At 68.3% G+C, this 15,889-nt stretch carries 16 protein-coding genes and 1 pseudogene; 5 read left to right on the top strand and 12 right to left on the bottom strand.

Annotated features, from left to right (window positions below; genetic code table 11):
- Positions 1 to 436: 436 nt before the first annotated feature.
- The 6 genes from DI526_RS09185 to DI526_RS09160 form a co-directional block, all read right to left on the bottom strand.
- Entirely contained in the window at positions 437 to 1,192 is a 756-nt protein-coding gene (locus DI526_RS09185; RefSeq protein ID WP_304276860.1) for a DUF599 domain-containing protein, read from the bottom strand.
- Between the two features lie 189 nt (positions 1,193 to 1,381).
- Positions 1,382 to 1,537 (bottom strand): DUF3309 family protein, encoded by a 156-nt coding sequence (locus tag DI526_RS09180; protein ID WP_013080337.1) that lies wholly within the window; start codon positions 1,535 to 1,537, stop codon positions 1,382 to 1,384.
- Between the two features lie 94 nt (positions 1,538 to 1,631).
- Positions 1,632 to 2,024 carry a DUF983 domain-containing protein gene (locus DI526_RS09175; protein ID WP_304276781.1) on the bottom strand — a complete coding sequence of 131 codons (393 nt, stop codon included), beginning with the start codon at positions 2,022 to 2,024 and terminating at the stop codon, positions 1,632 to 1,634.
- A gap of 285 nt (positions 2,025 to 2,309) precedes the next feature.
- A complete protein-coding gene (locus DI526_RS09170; RefSeq protein ID WP_304276778.1) occupies positions 2,310 to 2,447 on the bottom strand; it encodes an entericidin A/B family lipoprotein in 138 nt (45 codons plus the stop codon).
- 155 nt (positions 2,448 to 2,602) lie between these two features.
- Positions 2,603 to 3,202: a beta/gamma crystallin-related protein gene (locus DI526_RS09165; protein ID WP_304276776.1), complete on the bottom strand. Its 600-nt coding sequence runs from the start codon at positions 3,200 to 3,202 to the stop codon at positions 2,603 to 2,605.
- 87 nt (positions 3,203 to 3,289) lie between these two features.
- Positions 3,290 to 4,369, bottom strand: coding sequence for a murein L,D-transpeptidase (locus DI526_RS09160; RefSeq protein ID WP_304276774.1), 1,080 nt, complete (start codon positions 4,367 to 4,369; stop codon positions 3,290 to 3,292).
- A gap of 77 nt (positions 4,370 to 4,446) precedes the next feature.
- Here DI526_RS09160 and DI526_RS09155 point away from each other — a divergent pair, with 77 nt between their 5' ends.
- Entirely contained in the window at positions 4,447 to 5,505 is a 1,059-nt protein-coding gene (locus DI526_RS09155; protein ID WP_304276772.1) for a D-alanyl-D-alanine carboxypeptidase family protein, read from the top strand.
- Here DI526_RS09155 and DI526_RS09150 read toward each other — a convergent pair.
- Entirely contained in the window at positions 5,435 to 6,055 is a 621-nt protein-coding gene (locus DI526_RS09150) for a glutathione S-transferase family protein (protein ID WP_304276769.1), read from the bottom strand. The genes DI526_RS09155 and DI526_RS09150 overlap by 71 nt on opposite strands.
- Positions 6,052 to 6,231, bottom strand: a complete 180-nt coding sequence (locus DI526_RS09145; protein ID WP_099537565.1) for a hypothetical protein — start codon at positions 6,229 to 6,231, stop codon at positions 6,052 to 6,054. Before DI526_RS09145 ends, DI526_RS09150 begins: the two co-directional genes overlap by 4 nt.
- A gap of 63 nt (positions 6,232 to 6,294) precedes the next feature.
- On the opposite strand from DI526_RS09145, the gene DI526_RS09140 reads away from it, so the two are divergent.
- Positions 6,295 to 6,864 (top strand): hypothetical protein, encoded by a 570-nt coding sequence (locus DI526_RS09140; protein WP_304276766.1) that lies wholly within the window; start codon positions 6,295 to 6,297, stop codon positions 6,862 to 6,864.
- Between the two features lie 58 nt (positions 6,865 to 6,922).
- The gene (locus DI526_RS09135; protein WP_304276763.1) at positions 6,923 to 7,720 is read left to right on the top strand and encodes a hypothetical protein; all 798 of its coding nucleotides are present in this window, start codon (positions 6,923 to 6,925) and stop codon (positions 7,718 to 7,720) included.
- Positions 7,721 to 7,873: 153 nt separating this feature from the next.
- Here DI526_RS09135 and DI526_RS09130 read toward each other — a convergent pair whose 3' ends face one another.
- On the bottom strand, positions 7,874 to 10,222 hold the full coding sequence (locus tag DI526_RS09130; RefSeq protein WP_304276760.1) for a TonB-dependent receptor: 2,349 nt from the start codon (positions 10,220 to 10,222) through the stop codon (positions 7,874 to 7,876).
- Positions 10,223 to 10,471: 249 nt separating this feature from the next.
- Between DI526_RS09130 and DI526_RS09125 the strand changes: the two genes are divergently transcribed.
- Positions 10,472 to 11,827: a dienelactone hydrolase gene (locus DI526_RS09125; RefSeq protein WP_304276757.1), complete on the top strand. Its 1,356-nt coding sequence runs from the start codon at positions 10,472 to 10,474 to the stop codon at positions 11,825 to 11,827.
- Positions 11,828 to 11,930: 103 nt separating this feature from the next.
- Here DI526_RS09125 and lepA read toward each other — a convergent pair.
- Positions 11,931 to 13,720 (bottom strand): annotated as a pseudogene (gene lepA, locus DI526_RS09120) (translation elongation factor 4).
- Positions 13,721 to 13,872: 152 nt separating this feature from the next.
- Between lepA and DI526_RS09115 the strand changes: the two are divergent.
- Complete coding sequence (locus DI526_RS09115) at positions 13,873 to 14,487, top strand: DUF1134 domain-containing protein (protein ID WP_304276755.1); 615 nt, start codon at positions 13,873 to 13,875, stop codon at positions 14,485 to 14,487.
- A 16-nt stretch (positions 14,488 to 14,503) separates the two neighbouring features.
- Here DI526_RS09115 and DI526_RS09110 read toward each other — a convergent pair whose 3' ends face one another.
- Both DI526_RS09110 and msrA read right to left on the bottom strand, forming a co-directional pair.
- Positions 14,504 to 15,031, bottom strand: a complete 528-nt coding sequence (locus DI526_RS09110) for a TIGR00645 family protein (protein ID WP_304276753.1) — start codon at positions 15,029 to 15,031, stop codon at positions 14,504 to 14,506.
- Between the two features lie 62 nt (positions 15,032 to 15,093).
- Positions 15,094 to 15,684, bottom strand: a complete 591-nt coding sequence (gene msrA / locus DI526_RS09105; protein WP_304276750.1) for a peptide-methionine (S)-S-oxide reductase MsrA — start codon at positions 15,682 to 15,684, stop codon at positions 15,094 to 15,096.
- Positions 15,685 to 15,889: the final 205 nt, after the last annotated feature.

Raw genomic sequence — 15,889 nt, 5'->3', positions numbered from 1 at the left:
CAGTTTCGGCCGTGTAATACCTTGCAGAGATCAGTAGGGCCGGCTGATCTATAAACGCTCGCCTTGGGCGCCCATGGCGGCGGGCGAAATTTCAAATGGCTTCACCGAGAATCTGCGGCGCTGCCTATAAAATCGCAAGTTGCAATGCGAAAACAGCATGAAATGTCGGAATCTCGGCGTTGCGGCGTTGCACACCGGCCCCGGTTAAGATATAAGATCCTTGTCTACCCACAAGACTTCCCATCAGCCCCGCCGGAGACCGAGTCGCCGGCGGGGCTTGTTGTGTCAGGCTTAGGTCGGTGCTGGACGGCGTGACACGTGGCGAGGCTTCAGGGCCCCAATCGCGGGACTGAACGGCTCACCCTGTTGGCTTGAACGCGCGCTCCGCCTCCGTTGGGCGCGGGGGTCTCCTGCTGGAAAGCCCCTGCAAGTCCGCTTAGGGGCGATCCTTCGGCGGGGGCGGCGGGCGCTTCAGCTTTGTCAGGTGCGGTCCGTGCACGACCGGCTGGCGTTCCAGGATCTCGCGGACCTTATGGACGGCCACGGAGGCGCGGCTGCGCCGCTGGCGCCACAGCAGCAGGGTCATGGCGCCGAGCGTCGCCGACAGGAAGGGCATGGGGCCCAGCAGCCAGCACGCGGCGGCGAGGGCGAAGTAATAGGCGCGGACGCCGGCGTTGAACGCCGACAGGGCGGGGTTGAGAATGCCGCCGGCCGCCTCGGCGTATTCTTCGAGCACGCGCGGCGGCGCCCACATCGGCGCCGCGCCGATCGCGGCCAGGCAATAGTTCATCTGGCGGATCGACCAGATGAAGTCGAGCAGGCCGCGCGCCAGGGCGATCAGCACCAAGCCGAGCTTGATCTGGAACATCATCGGCGTGGTCTTGGCCAGCACCGCCAGGCCCTCGACGCTCTTCCAGGCGTTGTCGCCGCCGAACAGCACCCCGGCGGCCGCCGCGATCAGGATCAGGTTCGAGGAGGCGAAGAAGCTGGCCGAGTTGATGGCGTGTCCCAGCAACTGGCCATCCAGCAGCGCGATTTCCCGCACCGCCATCTCCTGCATCCACCGGCGGCGGATCACGGTCATGTCGGTGTTCAGCACGCCGCCCGCCTCGCCGAGCCGGCGCAGCATGGGCTCATAGAGCAGCCAGCAGAGCGAGAAGACGGCGAGGACGAAGATGTCGAGCAACGGCATGCCCGGCAATCTAGCCGCGCGCGGAGAGTCGGAAAACGGGGTTCGAAGCTTCAGGGCGTCGCAGCCCGGCGCCGGAGCGATTTTGCCGTCCGCCAACGCCCCGGCGAAGCGCTCGTCGGCGTGGTGGACGAGGGAGGCGTTCACCGCCCGTCGCTCTTGCGAGAGCAGAAGGGCGGCGAACGCCGGGCGTTAGATCCTGCCCATCAGGACCAGGATGATGATGATCACGAGGATCAGGCCCAGGCCGCCAGACGGGAAGTAGCCCCACGACCGGCTGTGGCCCCAGGTGGGCAGCGCGCCGATCAGGGCGAGGATCAGGATGATGATGAGGATCGTGCCGAGCATGGTCCTTGGTTTCCCTCCGGTCCCGCGTCGGCCACCGTGGCGACGCTGGGATCACGTTTGGGGAATACGCAACGGCGCAGGTCGGTTCCGAGCGTCAGCTAGGGGTGTCTTCGGCCTTGCGCAGGCGCATGGCCCACAGCGCGCCGATGACGCCGCCCTTGACGCGGGGCAGCAGCAGCAGGGTCAGGGCCGCCAGGGGGATCAGCGTCACGGGGGCGACGATCATCGGCGAGGCCTCCCAGATCCACGGGAAGAACAGCAGCGGCGCCACGAACAGGTGCCCGATCAGCAGGATCGTGAAATAGGCCGGACCGTCGTCGGCGGGGTAGCCGCCCAGCTCATGGCCGCAGGCCTCGCATTCGGGATCGACCTTCAGATAGCGCATGTAGAGGCGCCCATCGCCGCAGTTCGGGCAGCGATGCAACAGGCCGCGCTTGAGGCCGGTGAGCAACGAGGGAGCGGTGCTGGTTTCGGACATGGCGTCCATATGCGCTTCCTGATCCGGCGAGAAAAGGGCGACCCGGCGTCGCACGGTGACGATTTGTCCCGGTGGTTAAAAAGTATTCCGCGAAATTCCGGCCGCCGAAATTGAGACCTTTTTCGGCTTTTACGTCCTGGATCAGCGGTGATCGTGAAGAGGGTTAACGAAACGGACGATCGGTCTGCTTAATTTTAACGTTGGCTCGTTCTCACCTGTTCAATGCTTCCTGGCGCTCTTGTTTTCGCCTGGAAGCATTAATCACGCCTGGAGCGAACCACCCGCCGCTTCTTGTCAGTGCTTGGCTTCCTTCGCGGTCGTGCTGACCGCGCGGCCTGCGGCCGAAATGTCGCGTCCGGCGCCTTCGATAGTGTTGCAGGCCGAGACCAGCAGGGCGGTCGCGGCGGCGGCCAGGATGACGATCTTACGCAAAATCTTGCTCCGCAGGTTCGAGGGCGCGGGACCTTAACCGTGGCGCGCGCCGACCATCAAGAGGGTGCGGCCAACGGTTGAGGTCCATACAGGAGCGCGCCGCTTAGGTTGGCGGCGAGGCCGCTCGAACGCGCTCCAGGTGGGGGCGAAAAGGTCTAGCGGACGCGCCGGATCGAGCTGATCCGGTCGTTCCAGTCGCGCGGCAGGACGCCCTGGTCGCGATCGATCACGGTGCAGCGTCCCCGATAATAGGCGTCCTCGCAGACCTCCCAGGCGCCGCGCAGGATCTTGATCGACGAGGTCTTGTCGTTGAAGTCGGCCTGGTCGAGATCGGGCATGTCGCCGCGCACTTCGTAGACGCGGCCGTCATAGCCGGCGTGCTCGAACAGCACCGCGTCGGCGCGCCAGCCGCCGCCCGGCGGGCGACCGGGGCCGGGGAAGGGGCCTGGACCCGGGAAGGGGCCGGGGCCGACGAAACCGGCGCACTGAAGGCGCCCGTCGCGGTTCTCCAGGCCCTGGCCGCCGCAATCGCGGGCGCGGGCGCTGCTCCACACCCAGCCGCCGCGATCGGTCTGGCAGCGCGCCCAGACCCGGCCGTCAAAGGCGGTGATCTCGCGGCACGAGCGGGTATAGGAGCCGCGCGGCGGCTCGTCATAGCGGCCTTCCCAGCCGGGGGCCTGGGCGCTGGCGGCGTTGGCCCAGCCGGCGATCAGGGCGGCGGCGGAGAGGGCGGTCAGGCTGAGCGTCTTGGACATCTTGGTTCCCCCAAGCAAAGCGTCTTGTGGAGGCCAATACGCCGCTCGACGGCTGAACGCAGCCTGAACGCTAAAGCTTGCCGGCGTTTAGGCCGGACGCGCCTCGGTCCCCATGAAGATCACCTTGGCGCCCTTCTTCACCGCCGAGCCCAGTTCCGTGGCATCCCAGTTGGTCAGGCGCACGCAGCCATGCGAGGCGCGCTTGTTGACCAGCTTTGGATCGGGCGTGCCGTGGATGCCGTAGGTGTCCTTGGTCAGGTCGATCCAGGTCGAGCCCACCGGGTTGTTCGGCCCGGCCTTGATGGTCAGCTTTTCCTTGGGCTTGCCGAAGGTCAGGCGCGAGGGATCGTAGGTGTAGGTGGGACGTGGCGCCAGGGTCCGCACGGCCCATTCGCCGGACGGGGCGGGGCGTTCGGTGCTGCCGACGGTGGCCGGATAGACGGCGACCTGGGCGCCCGTCTCATCGAACGCTCGCACCTGGCCCAGGGTCTTGTCGATCTCGATGCGGTCGACCTTGGCCGGAAGGGTGTCGGCCCCGGCGGCGGTGACCATGATCGTCGCGCCGGCCTGGTTGAAGTTGGCGCCGGGGTTCAGTTCGCGCAGCAGGGCCTCGTCCATGTGGAAGCGTTCGGCCAGCATCTCGACGATGTCGTGGTAGTTCATCGCCGGCTCGCGGGCCATCGCCTCGTAGTCCTCCTTGGGGAGCTGGGGCGTGAACGGGCCAGCTACGTCGCTCTGGGTGATGGTGTAGTCGACCAGCACGGGGCCGTTGTCGGCCGCGGCCAGCGCGGCGAGCAGGGCCTGGCTGATCTCTCCGTCTGTCGGCAGGTCGTGCGCCTTCTGGAAGGCCTGGATCGCCAGCTTCAGATTGCCGCCGTCGCGGCCATCGATCACGCCGGGCGAAAAGTGGGCGCGGTCCAGCAGGGTCTGGACGCGGATCAGGGTGTTGCGCCGCGCCTGCGGGTCCACGGCGGCGGGATCGAAGGCGGCGGCGTTGATAGCCTGGCCTAGCGGCGACGCGGCGGCCGAGACCGGCGGGGCGGCGACGGTCGGAACGGGGGCCTTCTGGACCGTGTTGGCGGGGGCGGGCTTGGCCGGCGGCTTGTCGTCGCAGGCGCTCACGGCGAGCAGGGCGACGAGGGCGAAACGGGAAACCAGACCGGTCATGCAAACTCCAGGCGGGAACGACTTCACCGCTTGAAGGCTTGAGGCATGGCGAAGTTCCACCGCGTGTGAGGCCGGATGTGAGGGCGCTGCGTCGTCTGCTGTGGGGGCTGGGCGTGCTGGCGCTGGTCGTCGGGGCGTTCTGGCTGTGGGTGATCTGGCCGCCGGGGAGTGCGAGGGCGCCGTCCGCGCCGAGGGCTGCGGGCGCGCCGCCGGCCGTGGCCTCGACGCAAGATGCGGCGCCCCTGGTGATGGCGCCGGCCGCCTGCGCGACGAGCGATGTCGTTCCCGCTGGCGCCGCCGCCGCCAACGCCGCGTCGCTGGCGAGCCTGGCCTGGTCGCCGTTTGGCAAGCCCGAGACCGGCTGGGAGATCTACGCTCCCCGCATCGCCGCCGAGATCGGGACCGGCTGCGCGCCCGACACCGCCGGTTTCGCCGCCGCCCTGGCCCGTTGGCAGGGCGCCAACGACCTGCCCCGAACGGGCGTGATGGACGCCGGCGTCTTCGCGGTCATGCTGCCGCGCTGGCATCTGGCGCGGCCGTTCGTGCGGGTGAACCGCGACGGCGTCTGCCCCGGCGCGCCTGCTCCGCAGGCCCTGGCGACCGCGAGCGCCAACGAAAGCTACGGCGGCAAGACGATCCAGCTTCGACCCGCGGCGCTGGAGGCCTATCGCCGGATGGCCGCCGAGGCCCGAGCGGCTGGCGTGCTGGCAAGGCCCGAGGCGCTCAGGATCTATTCCGGCTTCCGTGCGCCCGACGCCGACGCCCAGCGCTGCGCGCGCGACCGCAACTGCCAGGGCCTGATCCGCACGATCTGCTCGGCGCACCGCACGGGCCTGGCTATGGACCTGTTCATCGACGCCGCGCCGGGCTTTGGTCCGGACTCCTCGGCCGACGCCAACCGGTTGGCGATGGCCCGCTCGCCGCTTTATCGCTGGATGGTCTGGAACGCGGGGCGCTTCGGCTTCGTCAACTACGTCTACGAGCCCTGGCACTGGGAGTGGACCGGCGAGCCGCTGCTGCCGGGAACGCCGATCGCCAGCCTGCCGCAGGACGGCGCCGAGCCGGTCACGGAAGCTCTGGAAGGCTCCACGCCGAAAACGCCGGCCTCTGCTTCAGCCGCGCGTAGTAGGCGGTGAGGGCGGGCCATTCCACGCGCTGGATCGGGCTGCGCCGCCAGCGATGGACGGCGAGGCCCAGGACGATATCGGCCAGGGTGAAGTGCTCGCCCGCCACGTAGGCGCCCCTCTCGACCAGGCGGGCGTCCAGCAGGCCCATGGCGGTGTTCCAGGCCTCGACGCTGGCGGCGATCTGCGCCGGGTCCTCGGAGCCGGGGAACTTCCGCACCAGACCCGCGAAGGCGTAGCGCCAGGCGAGGTTCAACTCGGTCGCCTGCCAGTCCATCCACTGCTCGACGATCGCGCGCTCGCGCCTGCCCGACGGCAGCAGCGGCGTCCCGGTCGCCAGGTAGCGGCAGATCGTGTTGCTTTCCCAAAGCGCTCCGTGCTCGTCGATTAGCACGGGTACGAGCGCGTTGGGGTTCATCGCCAGGAACTTCGGGTCCTTCGTCGAGGCGAAGCCCGCGCCCCAGTCCTCGCGCTCATAGGCCTGGCCCAGCTCGTCCAGGGTCCAGAGGACCTTGCGGACGTTGATGGACGAGGTCCGGCCAAGGACCCTGGGGATGGTCACCGGGTCATCCAGGGCTTGGACTTGCCGGTCGGCGCGGCGGCGCTGGCGCGCTCGACCTTGCCGCTGGAGGCCTTGGGGCCGTGGCCGTGGCGGCCCTGGGCGGCCTTCTTCAGGCGCAGGGCGCGCTGCATCGGCGTTTCGCCCTCGGGCGCGGGAGCGTCGGTCTTGTCGGTCATGGATGCGATGTAGGCCTCGAGGGGCGCCTTGAGAAGGCCGCGCTTAGCGGTCAGTCTGGAAAGATGTCGCGCCGCCGCCTGGTTCCCGCCCTGATGCTCTGCGCCGCGCTGGGCGCCACGGTCGCCCGCGCCCAGGCCCAGAAGCCGCCCGCCGAGGCGCCGAACGCGGTGTCGCCGGTGCTGATCCTGCCGCCGACCTTGCCGCCGAAGCTGGTCTCGACCTATCCGGCCCAGGACCAGACCGTCGCGCCGGGCCTGCTGATCCTCAAGGCCGTCTTCGACCAGCAGATGTCGCCCAGCGCCTGGAACTACGCGCCCGCACCCGGGGCCGAGCCGCTGGAGTGCGTCAAGACCCCCCGGCTGCTCACCGACCAGAAGACCTTCGTGGTGATCTGCCGGGTCCTGGCCGGACGCACCTATGGCGTGACCTTCAACGCCCAGCGTCCCGGCGGCTTCGCCAATCTCGGCGAGAACCCGGCGGAGACCGCCTCCCTGACCTTCAAGGTCGAGAACGACTCGCCCGTCACCACCCTGCGACGCGCCATGGAGCTGGCGGGGCTGCGGGCCGATCAGACCCCGGTGCAGGAGGCGCCCCGCGCCTCGGCCGCCAACGCGCCCGCCGGCGGCGGCTGAGCTCCCCCACCGCGCTCAAGCTCTGGCGTCCGCGCCGCCGCTGGCGCAGGATCGTCCGATGACGGGGGATTCGGCGGAACGGGAAGCCATCGGGCGCGAGTGGACCGGGGCGGAGCTGGCCGTCGTGGTCGGCGACTACCTGGCCCAGCTGGAGAAGACCCTGGCCGGCAAGCCGGTCGACCGCGCCACCCACGACCGCACCGTCCGCTTCGTCACCGGCAAGTCCGGCATGCCGGTCATGGCCAAGCAGGGCGAGATCACCGCCGTCCTGTCGCTGATCGGCCTGCCGACGCTGAAGGATCCGCCGCCACGCTGGACCTACGACCCGCTGCTGCTGGCCGCGGTCGAGGACGCCCTGGCCGCCAAGCCCGCCCTGCTGGCCGCCGCGGTCCGGCCCGACGCCCTGTTCGCGGCCCCGCCGGCCGTCCCGCTGATCGAGGCCGCCCCGCCTCAACCGGTCCCCGCCGACCCCAGGCTGGCCCGGATCATCCAGCGTTTCGACATGGCCACGCGCGCGGCCGGGGATCGCTTCCTGCCCGGCCTGGGCGCGGCCAGCGTCGTCGCCCACGAGGCCCGCCGCCTGGCCGACCACGGCCGCCCCGACCTGGGCCACCAGGTCCGCCTGGCCCGCGCCGGTGGCGACCCGCCCGGCTGCGACGTGGTCAGCTTCGGCCTGGACGCCGCCCCGCGCCTGCTGGCCGTCAAGACCACCCTGGGCTCGGAGCTGGCCCCGTTCAGCCTGACCGAGGCCGAGCTGGCCCTGGGCCGCGACCGCCCCGACGCCTTCCGCGTCCGCCGCGTCTACGACTTGCTGGGCGAGGCGCGGTTCTACCGGCTGAAGCCGCCGTTCGAGTGAGCGCGCCCGTAGGCAGGGTCTTTCAAGAGGCGTTAAAAGCAAGACGGCCGCCGCTCGGCGTCGGCGGCCGTGGAGCACGGCTGGTTCGACGACGAGGATGCGGCGGACGCGCGTAAGCGGATCGGCCGCGTGAACGGCCGATCCCCCTATGGCTTAGTGGCGGATGGAGACCGACAGGCCGAAGAAGCGCGGCTCGCCGGCGATGAAGGTGGCGATGCCGAAGGCGTCGCCGGTGTTGCCGGCGTCCTTGATGTACTTCTCGTTGAACGCGTTGTTGACGAAGGCGCCAAACGTCACGTTGCTGCCGTCCGGTTGGTAGGACACGCGCAGGTTCGCCAAGCCAAAGGCCTTCTGCTTCTCGTCCTGCACGGTGTCCTTGATGGTGCCTGTGGTGCTCTGCAGCGACGAGATGTCGTTGTTGTTGTCGAAGAACTGCTCGGACTGCCAGGTGTAGGTCGGCAGGACGGTCAGGCGGCCGCCCGCCACGGTCGTGGTCAGGTTGGCGCCGATCGACACCGAGTGGTCCGGCGACAGGCGGAAGTGGTTGCCTTCGAACAGGCCGGCGGCGAAGCGGGCGTGGCTATAGCCATAGGTGGCGAACAGGCTGACGCCCTCGGCCGGCTGATAGGTCGCCTGGCCTTCGAAGCCCGTCGACTTGGCCGAGCCGGCGTTCGTCGTGGTGACGAAACCGTTCGGGTCGCGGACGCTGGTTTGGAAGTTCGTGTACTCATAGTGATAGACCGAGCCCTCCAGGGACAGGCGGCGGTCCAGGAACTCGCCCTTGGCGCCGGCTTCGTAGGAGGTGACCTTCTCGGCCGGCACTTCCTTGAACTGCGCGGCCGCGCCCGGCTTGTTGTTCGAGCCGGAGAACACCTTGGGACGGCGGCCGGTCGACACCGAGGCGTAGACATTGGCGTTGTCGGCCACGGCGTAGCGCGCCACGGCGCGGTAGGTCACGCCCGAGTCGTTGAAGCTCTGGTACTGGGCGGCGTTATTGAGGGTCGACTGCACCAGCAGGCCGCGGACGCCGGCGGTGGCCGAGCTGCCGCCGATGATCGACGGACCGTTCAGAACGCCTTTGTAGCCGCTCTGCTTGTCGTCGTAGGTGTAGCGCAGGCCGGCCGCCAGCTCGAGCTTGTCGGTGGCGTGGAAGGTGACGTCGGCGAAGGCGTCGTACGAGTTCGTCTTGCCGTAGTTGGTGTATTCTTCCAGGTGGTTGGCCGGGAAGACCGCGAGGCCGGGCAGCGCGTTGATCGTCGTCATCGACAGCCCGTTGGGGCGGGGCAGTTGGCCCGTCAGGAAAAGGTAGGCCACCTTCTCGTTGATCAGCAGAGGCACGCGCTGCGAGCCGTCTTCCCAGAAATAGCTGACGCCGCCGAAGGCGGTGATCTTGCCGCCGTTGTCGTAGTTCAGGCGAAGCTCCTGGCTGGCCGACTTGCCTTGCGCGTCTTCGGCGAAGGTGAACATCGGCAGCGAGAAGCCGTCCGGATCGAACACTTCCTCGCCGCTGAAGTAGCGGTAGGCCGAGGTCGAGTTCAGGGTCAGGCTGTCGCTGAGCTTGTAGCTGGCCAGGGCGGTCAGGCTCCACAGGCGACGGTTCAGGCCCAGCTTCTGGCCGTTCTCGAAGCCGTCCACCGTGGTCAGGGCCGCGCCCGAATTGCGGCCCAGGTCACCGATCACCGCGCCGGTCGTCGGGTTGGTGGGGGCATAGCTGAGCGACTTGAACGAGGTGCCCGAGGGCTTGTCGGTCTCGTAGTTGTAGAGGACGTCCAGCTTGAAGCGGTCGCCCGGGGCGTAGTTGATCGCCAGGCGCACGGCGCGGGTGTCGGTCGAGTTGAAGTCGTCGCCGCCCAGCAGGTTCTTCACATAGCCGTCGCGCTTCTTGGCGCGGCCCGCCAGGCGGATGGCCAGGTCGTCGTTGATCGGCATGTTGATCATGCCTTCGGCCAGCCAGTAGCCGTAGTTGCCGCCCTCGACCTTGGCGTTCCAGTCCTGGGTGTGCTTGGCCTTGGCCTGGATCACGTTCACCGCGCCGATCAGGGCGCCGCGGCCATAGAGGGTCGACTGCGGGCCCTTGGCCACCTCGACGCGCTCCAGGTCGAAGAGTTCGGTGTAGGAGCCGCGCGACTTCGAGACCGAGACGCCGTCCTGATAGACCGACACGCGCGGCTCGTTGGTGGCTTCGCCCGAGTCCGAGGTGATGCCGCGCATCACGAAGCCGGGGTTGTTCGGCGACTGGTTCTGCACGTCGAAGCCGGGCACGAACTGGCCGAGTTCCTCGAACTCCTGGATGCCGAGCTTGTCGAGGAAGGCGCCCGAATAGGCGGTCAGGGCCAGCGGCACGTCCACGGTCTTCTGTTCGCGCTTCTGCGCGGTGACCAGCAGTTCCTCGACCTGCGACGTGGCGGTCGTGTCGACGGGTTCGGCGGCCTGGGCCGCGCCGGCCATCAGGGCCAGACCGCTGACGGCGACCATCAGGCCCTTGGTGTCGAAGTAACGCATCAACTCATCCCCTCTGGGTACTCGGGCTAGGGCCCTTCGAGCGTGGCGCTTATGGGGAATAGGATTCGAATTCGCGACGGCTCCGTGACCGTCGTGTGAAAGCGTTGCTTTTAGCTACTTTAGGCGGCGTGCGGTCCGCGAATTGATCACACGCGCTGTGTGACAAACCTGTCGCGGCCTTAAGCTATGCCGGTCCGCCAACCGAGCCGCCGAATCGCGCCGGCTCGTCCGTAAGCGTATGAGAGCGCCATGATGAAAGTTCCGACGGGCCTGCTGCTATGCCTCCTGCTCACCGCGCCCGGCGTCGCAGCGGCGCAGGAAACGCTCGCTGACCAGCCGGCCCTGGCGGCGGCGGGCGCCTATCCGGTAGGGGTGATGACCCAGACCCTGACGCAGAAGGATCAGCCGGACCTGGTGGCCAGCGATCTTGCGGCCGGCAAGCTTGCGCGCGCCGATCGCCCGCTGCCGCTGACCATCTGGTATCCGGCCGTTCGTCCGGCGGCCGGCGCGGCGACGGTTCGCTACACCATGCCCGACAAGCCCGCGGCCGGCAAAGCGCCCGCCCAGGTTCCCTACAAGGTCGGCGGCGCCTATGCCGACGCCAAGCCCGTGCGCGGACAGGCCTTTCCGCTGGTGGTGATCTCCCACGGCTATCGCAACTGGGCCACCAGCTTCAGCGATCTGGCCGAGAACCTGGCCTCCAAGGGCTATGTCGTCGCCGCGATCGACCACCACGATCTGGAGCCGGTCACCCTGGCCGCGCCGCAGCTATCGTTCGCCACGACGGTGATCACCCGCGTCGCCGACCAGCGGTTCGTCATCGAGGCGCTGACGAAGGGCGCCAAGGTCGGCCCTCTGAAAGACGTCTACGACCCCGGCAATGTGGCCCTGATCGGCTATTCGATGGGCGGCTTCGGCGCCTTGGCCACCATGGGCGCCGGACTGGATCCGAACAGCACGCTGGCCAAGGCCGTTCCTGGCGGGCTGCTGAAGCCCTTCACCGCCGATAATCCCGCCTTCGCCGCCGGCGCGCCCAGGAACGTCAAGGCGATGGTGGCCTTCGCGCCCTGGGGCGGCGCGCCGCCGCTGCGCGCCTGGACGTCCGACAGCCTGGCCAGGATCACCGTGCCTAGCCTGCTCATCGTCGGCGACCACGATGATGTCAGCGGCTATGCGGACGGCGTCGCCTGGCTCTACGACGGCATGCGCGGCTCGGACCGCAACCTGCTGGTCTACGAGAATGCGCGCCACAACATCGCCCGCGACGGCACGCCGCCCAGCCTAGTCGGCGAGTTCTCGTCGGTGGCGAGGTTCGAGGAGCCGGTGTGGCGTCGGGATCGCATCCTGACGATCAACCGCCATTTCGTGACGGCCTTCCTTGACGCCACCCTGAAGGGCGACAAGGCCCACGGGAGCTATCTGACCGTGCCGACGCCGAACGCGGCCGACGGCGTCTGGCGCGTCGGGCAGGACGGGGCCCAGGACGGCGCTTATGCGTCGCCGTCAAACCCGGCCAGCGCCGGCTACTGGCCGGGCTTCCAGAACCGCTGGGCCCTGGGCCTGCAGTTCCGCAAGGACGCCGCCGAGGCGCCGTCGAAGCCGTAACGCTGACAATCCGCGCCGGGGCGACGGCTGGATCGCCCGGAAACAGAAACGCCCCGCTGGTGTCCCAGCGGGGCGTTTTGGATTCAGCGGCCGACGCCGCCGATCAATCCTCATCCATCTTCAGGGCGGCGATGAAGGCTTCCTGCGGGATCTCGACCTTGCCGAACCTTCCTTCTGCTTGTCCAGAAGCTTGCGCTTGCGGCTGGCGTCGCCGCCGTAGCACTTGGCGGTCACGTCCTTGCGCAGGGCGCGGACGGTTTCGCGGGCGATGATGCGGCCGCCGATGGCGGCCTGGATCGGGATGACGAACATGTGCTGGGGGATGAGCTCCTTCATCTTCTCGCACATGCCCCGGCCGCGGCTTTCGGCGCGGCTGCGGTGGACCAGCATCGACAGGGCGTCGACGGGCTCGCTGTTGACCAGGATCGACATCTTGACGAGGTCGCCGGCGCGGTAGTCCTCCAGCTGGTAGTCGAAGCTGGCGTAGCCCTTCGAGATCGACTTCAGGCGGTCGTAGAAGTCGAACACCACCTCGTTCAGCGGCAGGTCGTAGACGACCATGGCGCGGCTGCCGACGTAAGAGAGCTCGCGCTGCATGCCGCGGCGGTCCTGGCACAGCTTGATGACGCCGCCCAGGTACTCGTCGGGGGTGAAGATGGTGGCCTTGATCCAGGGCTCGGCGATCTCCTCGATCTGCATGACGTCCGGCAGGTCGGCCGGGTTGTGCAGCTCGATTTCCTCGCCGTTGCGCAGGCGGATCTTGTAGACGACCGAGGGGGCGGTCGCGATCAGGTCGAGGTCGAATTCGCGGGACAGGCGCTCCTGGATGATCTCCAGGTGCAGCAGGCCGAGGAAGCCGCAGCGGAAGCCGAAGCCCAGGGCGGCGCTGCTCTCCATCTCGTAGGTGAAGCTGGCGTCGTTGAGGCGCAGCTTGCCGACGGCGGCGCGCAGGTCCTCGAAGTCGGCGGCGTCGACCGGGAAGAGGCCGCAGAACACGACCGGGACCACTTCCTTGAAGCCCTTGAGGGCTTCGGACGTGGGCTTCTTCTCGTCGGTGATGGTGTCGCCGACGGCGGCGTCGGCCACTTCCTTGATCGAGGCGGTGAAGAAGCCGACCTCGCCGGGGGTCAGGATGTCGACGTCGGTGGCCTTGGGGCGGAAGACGCCGACCTTGTCGATGCGGTGGGTGGCGCCGGTCTGCATCATGCGGACCTGCTGGCCGGCCTTCAGCGTGCCGTCGAAGATGCGGACCAGGACGACGACGCCGAGATAGGCGTCGTACCAGGCGTCGACCAGCAGGGCCTTCAGCGGGGCGTTGATGTCGCCCTTGGGCGGGGGCAGGCGGGTGACGATGGCTTCCAGCACGTCGGGGATGCCCAGGCCCGTCTTGGCCGAGCACTCGACGGCGTCGGAGGCGTCCAGGCCGATGACGTCCTCGATCTGCGCCTTGACGCGATCGACGTCGGCGGCGGGCAGGTCGACCTTGTTCAGGACCGGAACGATCTCGTGGTTGTTGTCGATGGCCTGGTAGACGTTGGCCAGGGTCTGGGCTTCCACGCCCTGGCTGGCGTCGACGACCAGGATCGAGCCTTCGCAGGCGGCCAGGGAGCGGCTGACCTCGTAGGCGAAGTCGACGTGGCCGGGGGTGTCCATCAGGTTCAGGACGTAGGTCTCGCCGTCCTTGGCCTTGTAGTGCAGGCGCACCGTCTGGGCCTTGATGGTGATCCCGCGCTCCTTCTCGATGTCCATGTTGTCCAGGACCTGGGCGCTCATCTCGCGCGCGGAGAGGGCGCCGGTCTCCTGGATCAGGCGGTCGGACAGCGTGGACTTGCCGTGGTCGATGTGGGCGACGATCGAGAAGTTGCGGATCTTGTCGAGGGGCGTAGAGCTCATGCCGCAGCCTCTAGCACATTTGGCCCGCTTCGCGAGGGGGCGGACGCCGCGCGACGAAAGGTCATGCTTAACCGCGCGTTAAGTTTGGGGCCGCAAACCGGTCTCAATAGCTTGCAACAGTGTTGCAAAGTAACCGACCTGGAGGCCCACCCATGGACCGTCGCAAGCTGATCCTCTCCGGCGCCGCCGCGAGCTTGAGCGCCGTGGCGACCGACGCCTTGGCCCAACAGGCCAATCCGCCGCCGGCGGGGTCCAGCGGCCCGACCTATCAGACCGGCGGCGCCTCGACCTATTCCCGCGACGAGATGGTGCGCGCGACCTCGGACTTCCTGGGCGTCACGGCCGAGAGCGCCGGCGCCGCCATCGAACGCGTCTTCAAGGACAAGGGCCAGCCCACCGCCTACATTGCTGGCGAAGAGGGCTCGGGCGCCTTCGCGGTCGGCCTGCGCTATGGCCGGGGCCTGCTCTACATGAAGGGGCGGCCGACGCTGGAAGTGTTCTGGCAAGGCCCGTCGGTGGGCTGGGACTGGGGCGGCAACGCCAGCCGCGTCTTCACCCTGTGCTATAACCTGCAATATCCCGACGCGGTGTTCCGCCGCTTCCCGGGCGTCGAGGGCAGCGCCTATCTCGTGGGCGGCCTTGGCGTGAACTACCAGAAGGCCGACGAGATCACCCTGGCGCCGATCCGCGCGGGCGTGGGTCTGCGTCTGGGCGCCAACATCGGCTACCTCGGCTACAGCCGAAAGCGACGCACCCTGCCGTTCTAGGTCGGTATGGCGAAGCCTAGTGCTTGGCCACCTTGCTGTTGAGCCAGTCCATAACGGCCAGCAGCACGCCGGACGCCACGAACGACAGGTGCACGACCACCAGCCAGAACAGGCGGATCTGGTCCACGCCCTGGCCTGGCTCGGTCAACTTCAGGAAGGCCTTGAGCAGGGCGATCGCCGAGATCGCCACGATCGAGGCGATCAGCTTCATCTTCAGGCCGGAGAAGTCGACCGTGCCCATCCAGTCTGGGCGGTCCTCGTGGCTGGCCGTGTCGATCTTGGAGACGAAGTTCTCGTAGCCGGACAGGATGACGATCACCAGCAGATTGGCGGCCAGCGACAGGTCGATCAGCGTCAGCGCCATCAGGATGGCGGCCTCGGCCTTCATCGTCAGCACGGTGGGAAGGTCGTGCGCCAGCTCCTGGAAAAAGACTACGAGCAGGGCCGCCAGGGCCACGACGAGGCCGACATAGAACGGCGCCATCAGCCAGCGCGAGGCGAACAGGCCGCGCTCGAGCCACATCTCCAGAACCGGCTTCTTCATCAAGGCCTCCACGTATCGCGGCAACCTAGCGGGGCGGCGCCGCGAGCGCTACCGCGGGAGGGCTATTGTCCCCAGACCTGCGCGAGGCGCGCGTCGCGGCCACAGCCCGTGCGGTAGGCGTTATAGTTGGCGGCGTTCCGCTTGGCGTAGTCGCGGTGGTATTCCTCGGCCGGGTAGAAGGTCTGGAGCGGCAGGATCTGCGCCTTCATGGTCCCGGTCTTCAGGCGTTTGGCGGCGTCGGCGCGGGATTTCTCGGCGATCGGGCGCTGGTCGGGGGTGACGAAGATCGCCGGCCGATAGGACGGGCCGCGATCGCAGAACTGGCCGCCGTCGTCGGTCGGATCGACCAGTTTCCAGTAGCGATAAAGCAGGAAGCCGTAGTCCAGCTTGGCGGGATCATAGGTCACGCGAACCGACTCGTAATGGCCGCTTCGCTCGCTGGTGACGTCGCGATAGGTCGGGTTCTTCACGTGACCGCCGGTGTAGCCGCTCTCGACTTTCAGCACGCCGGGAATGCCGCCCATATCGTGCTCCATGCACCAGAAGCAGCCGCCGGCGAACACCGCGGTTTCGGTCTTTGGCGCGGCCACGGCGGGCGCGCCCGCGATCATCAGGGCGAAGGCGGCGGTGAGCAGGGCGAGGAGGCGGCGCATCTTGGTCTCCGGGAGGCGGACTGCTCTTAGATACGCTGCGGAGGCTGTATCGGTTACGCCTGTCCGGACTTTTTCGCGATGCCGGGGCGGTGGGCTCTACTCGGGAGTGTCGGCCACCGAGGCGGGCGAACCCAGAAGCGCGCGGAGGTCGCCGCGCTGGCTGGTCATGTCTGCGAGGGTGTAGCGGTCGAGCACCGCCAGGAAC

The sequence above is a fragment of the Caulobacter segnis genome (assembly GCF_003243465.1).
Classification (GTDB): domain Bacteria; phylum Pseudomonadota; class Alphaproteobacteria; order Caulobacterales; family Caulobacteraceae; genus Caulobacter; species Caulobacter segnis_A.
This window is presented reverse-complemented; position numbering and strand designations above follow the sequence as displayed.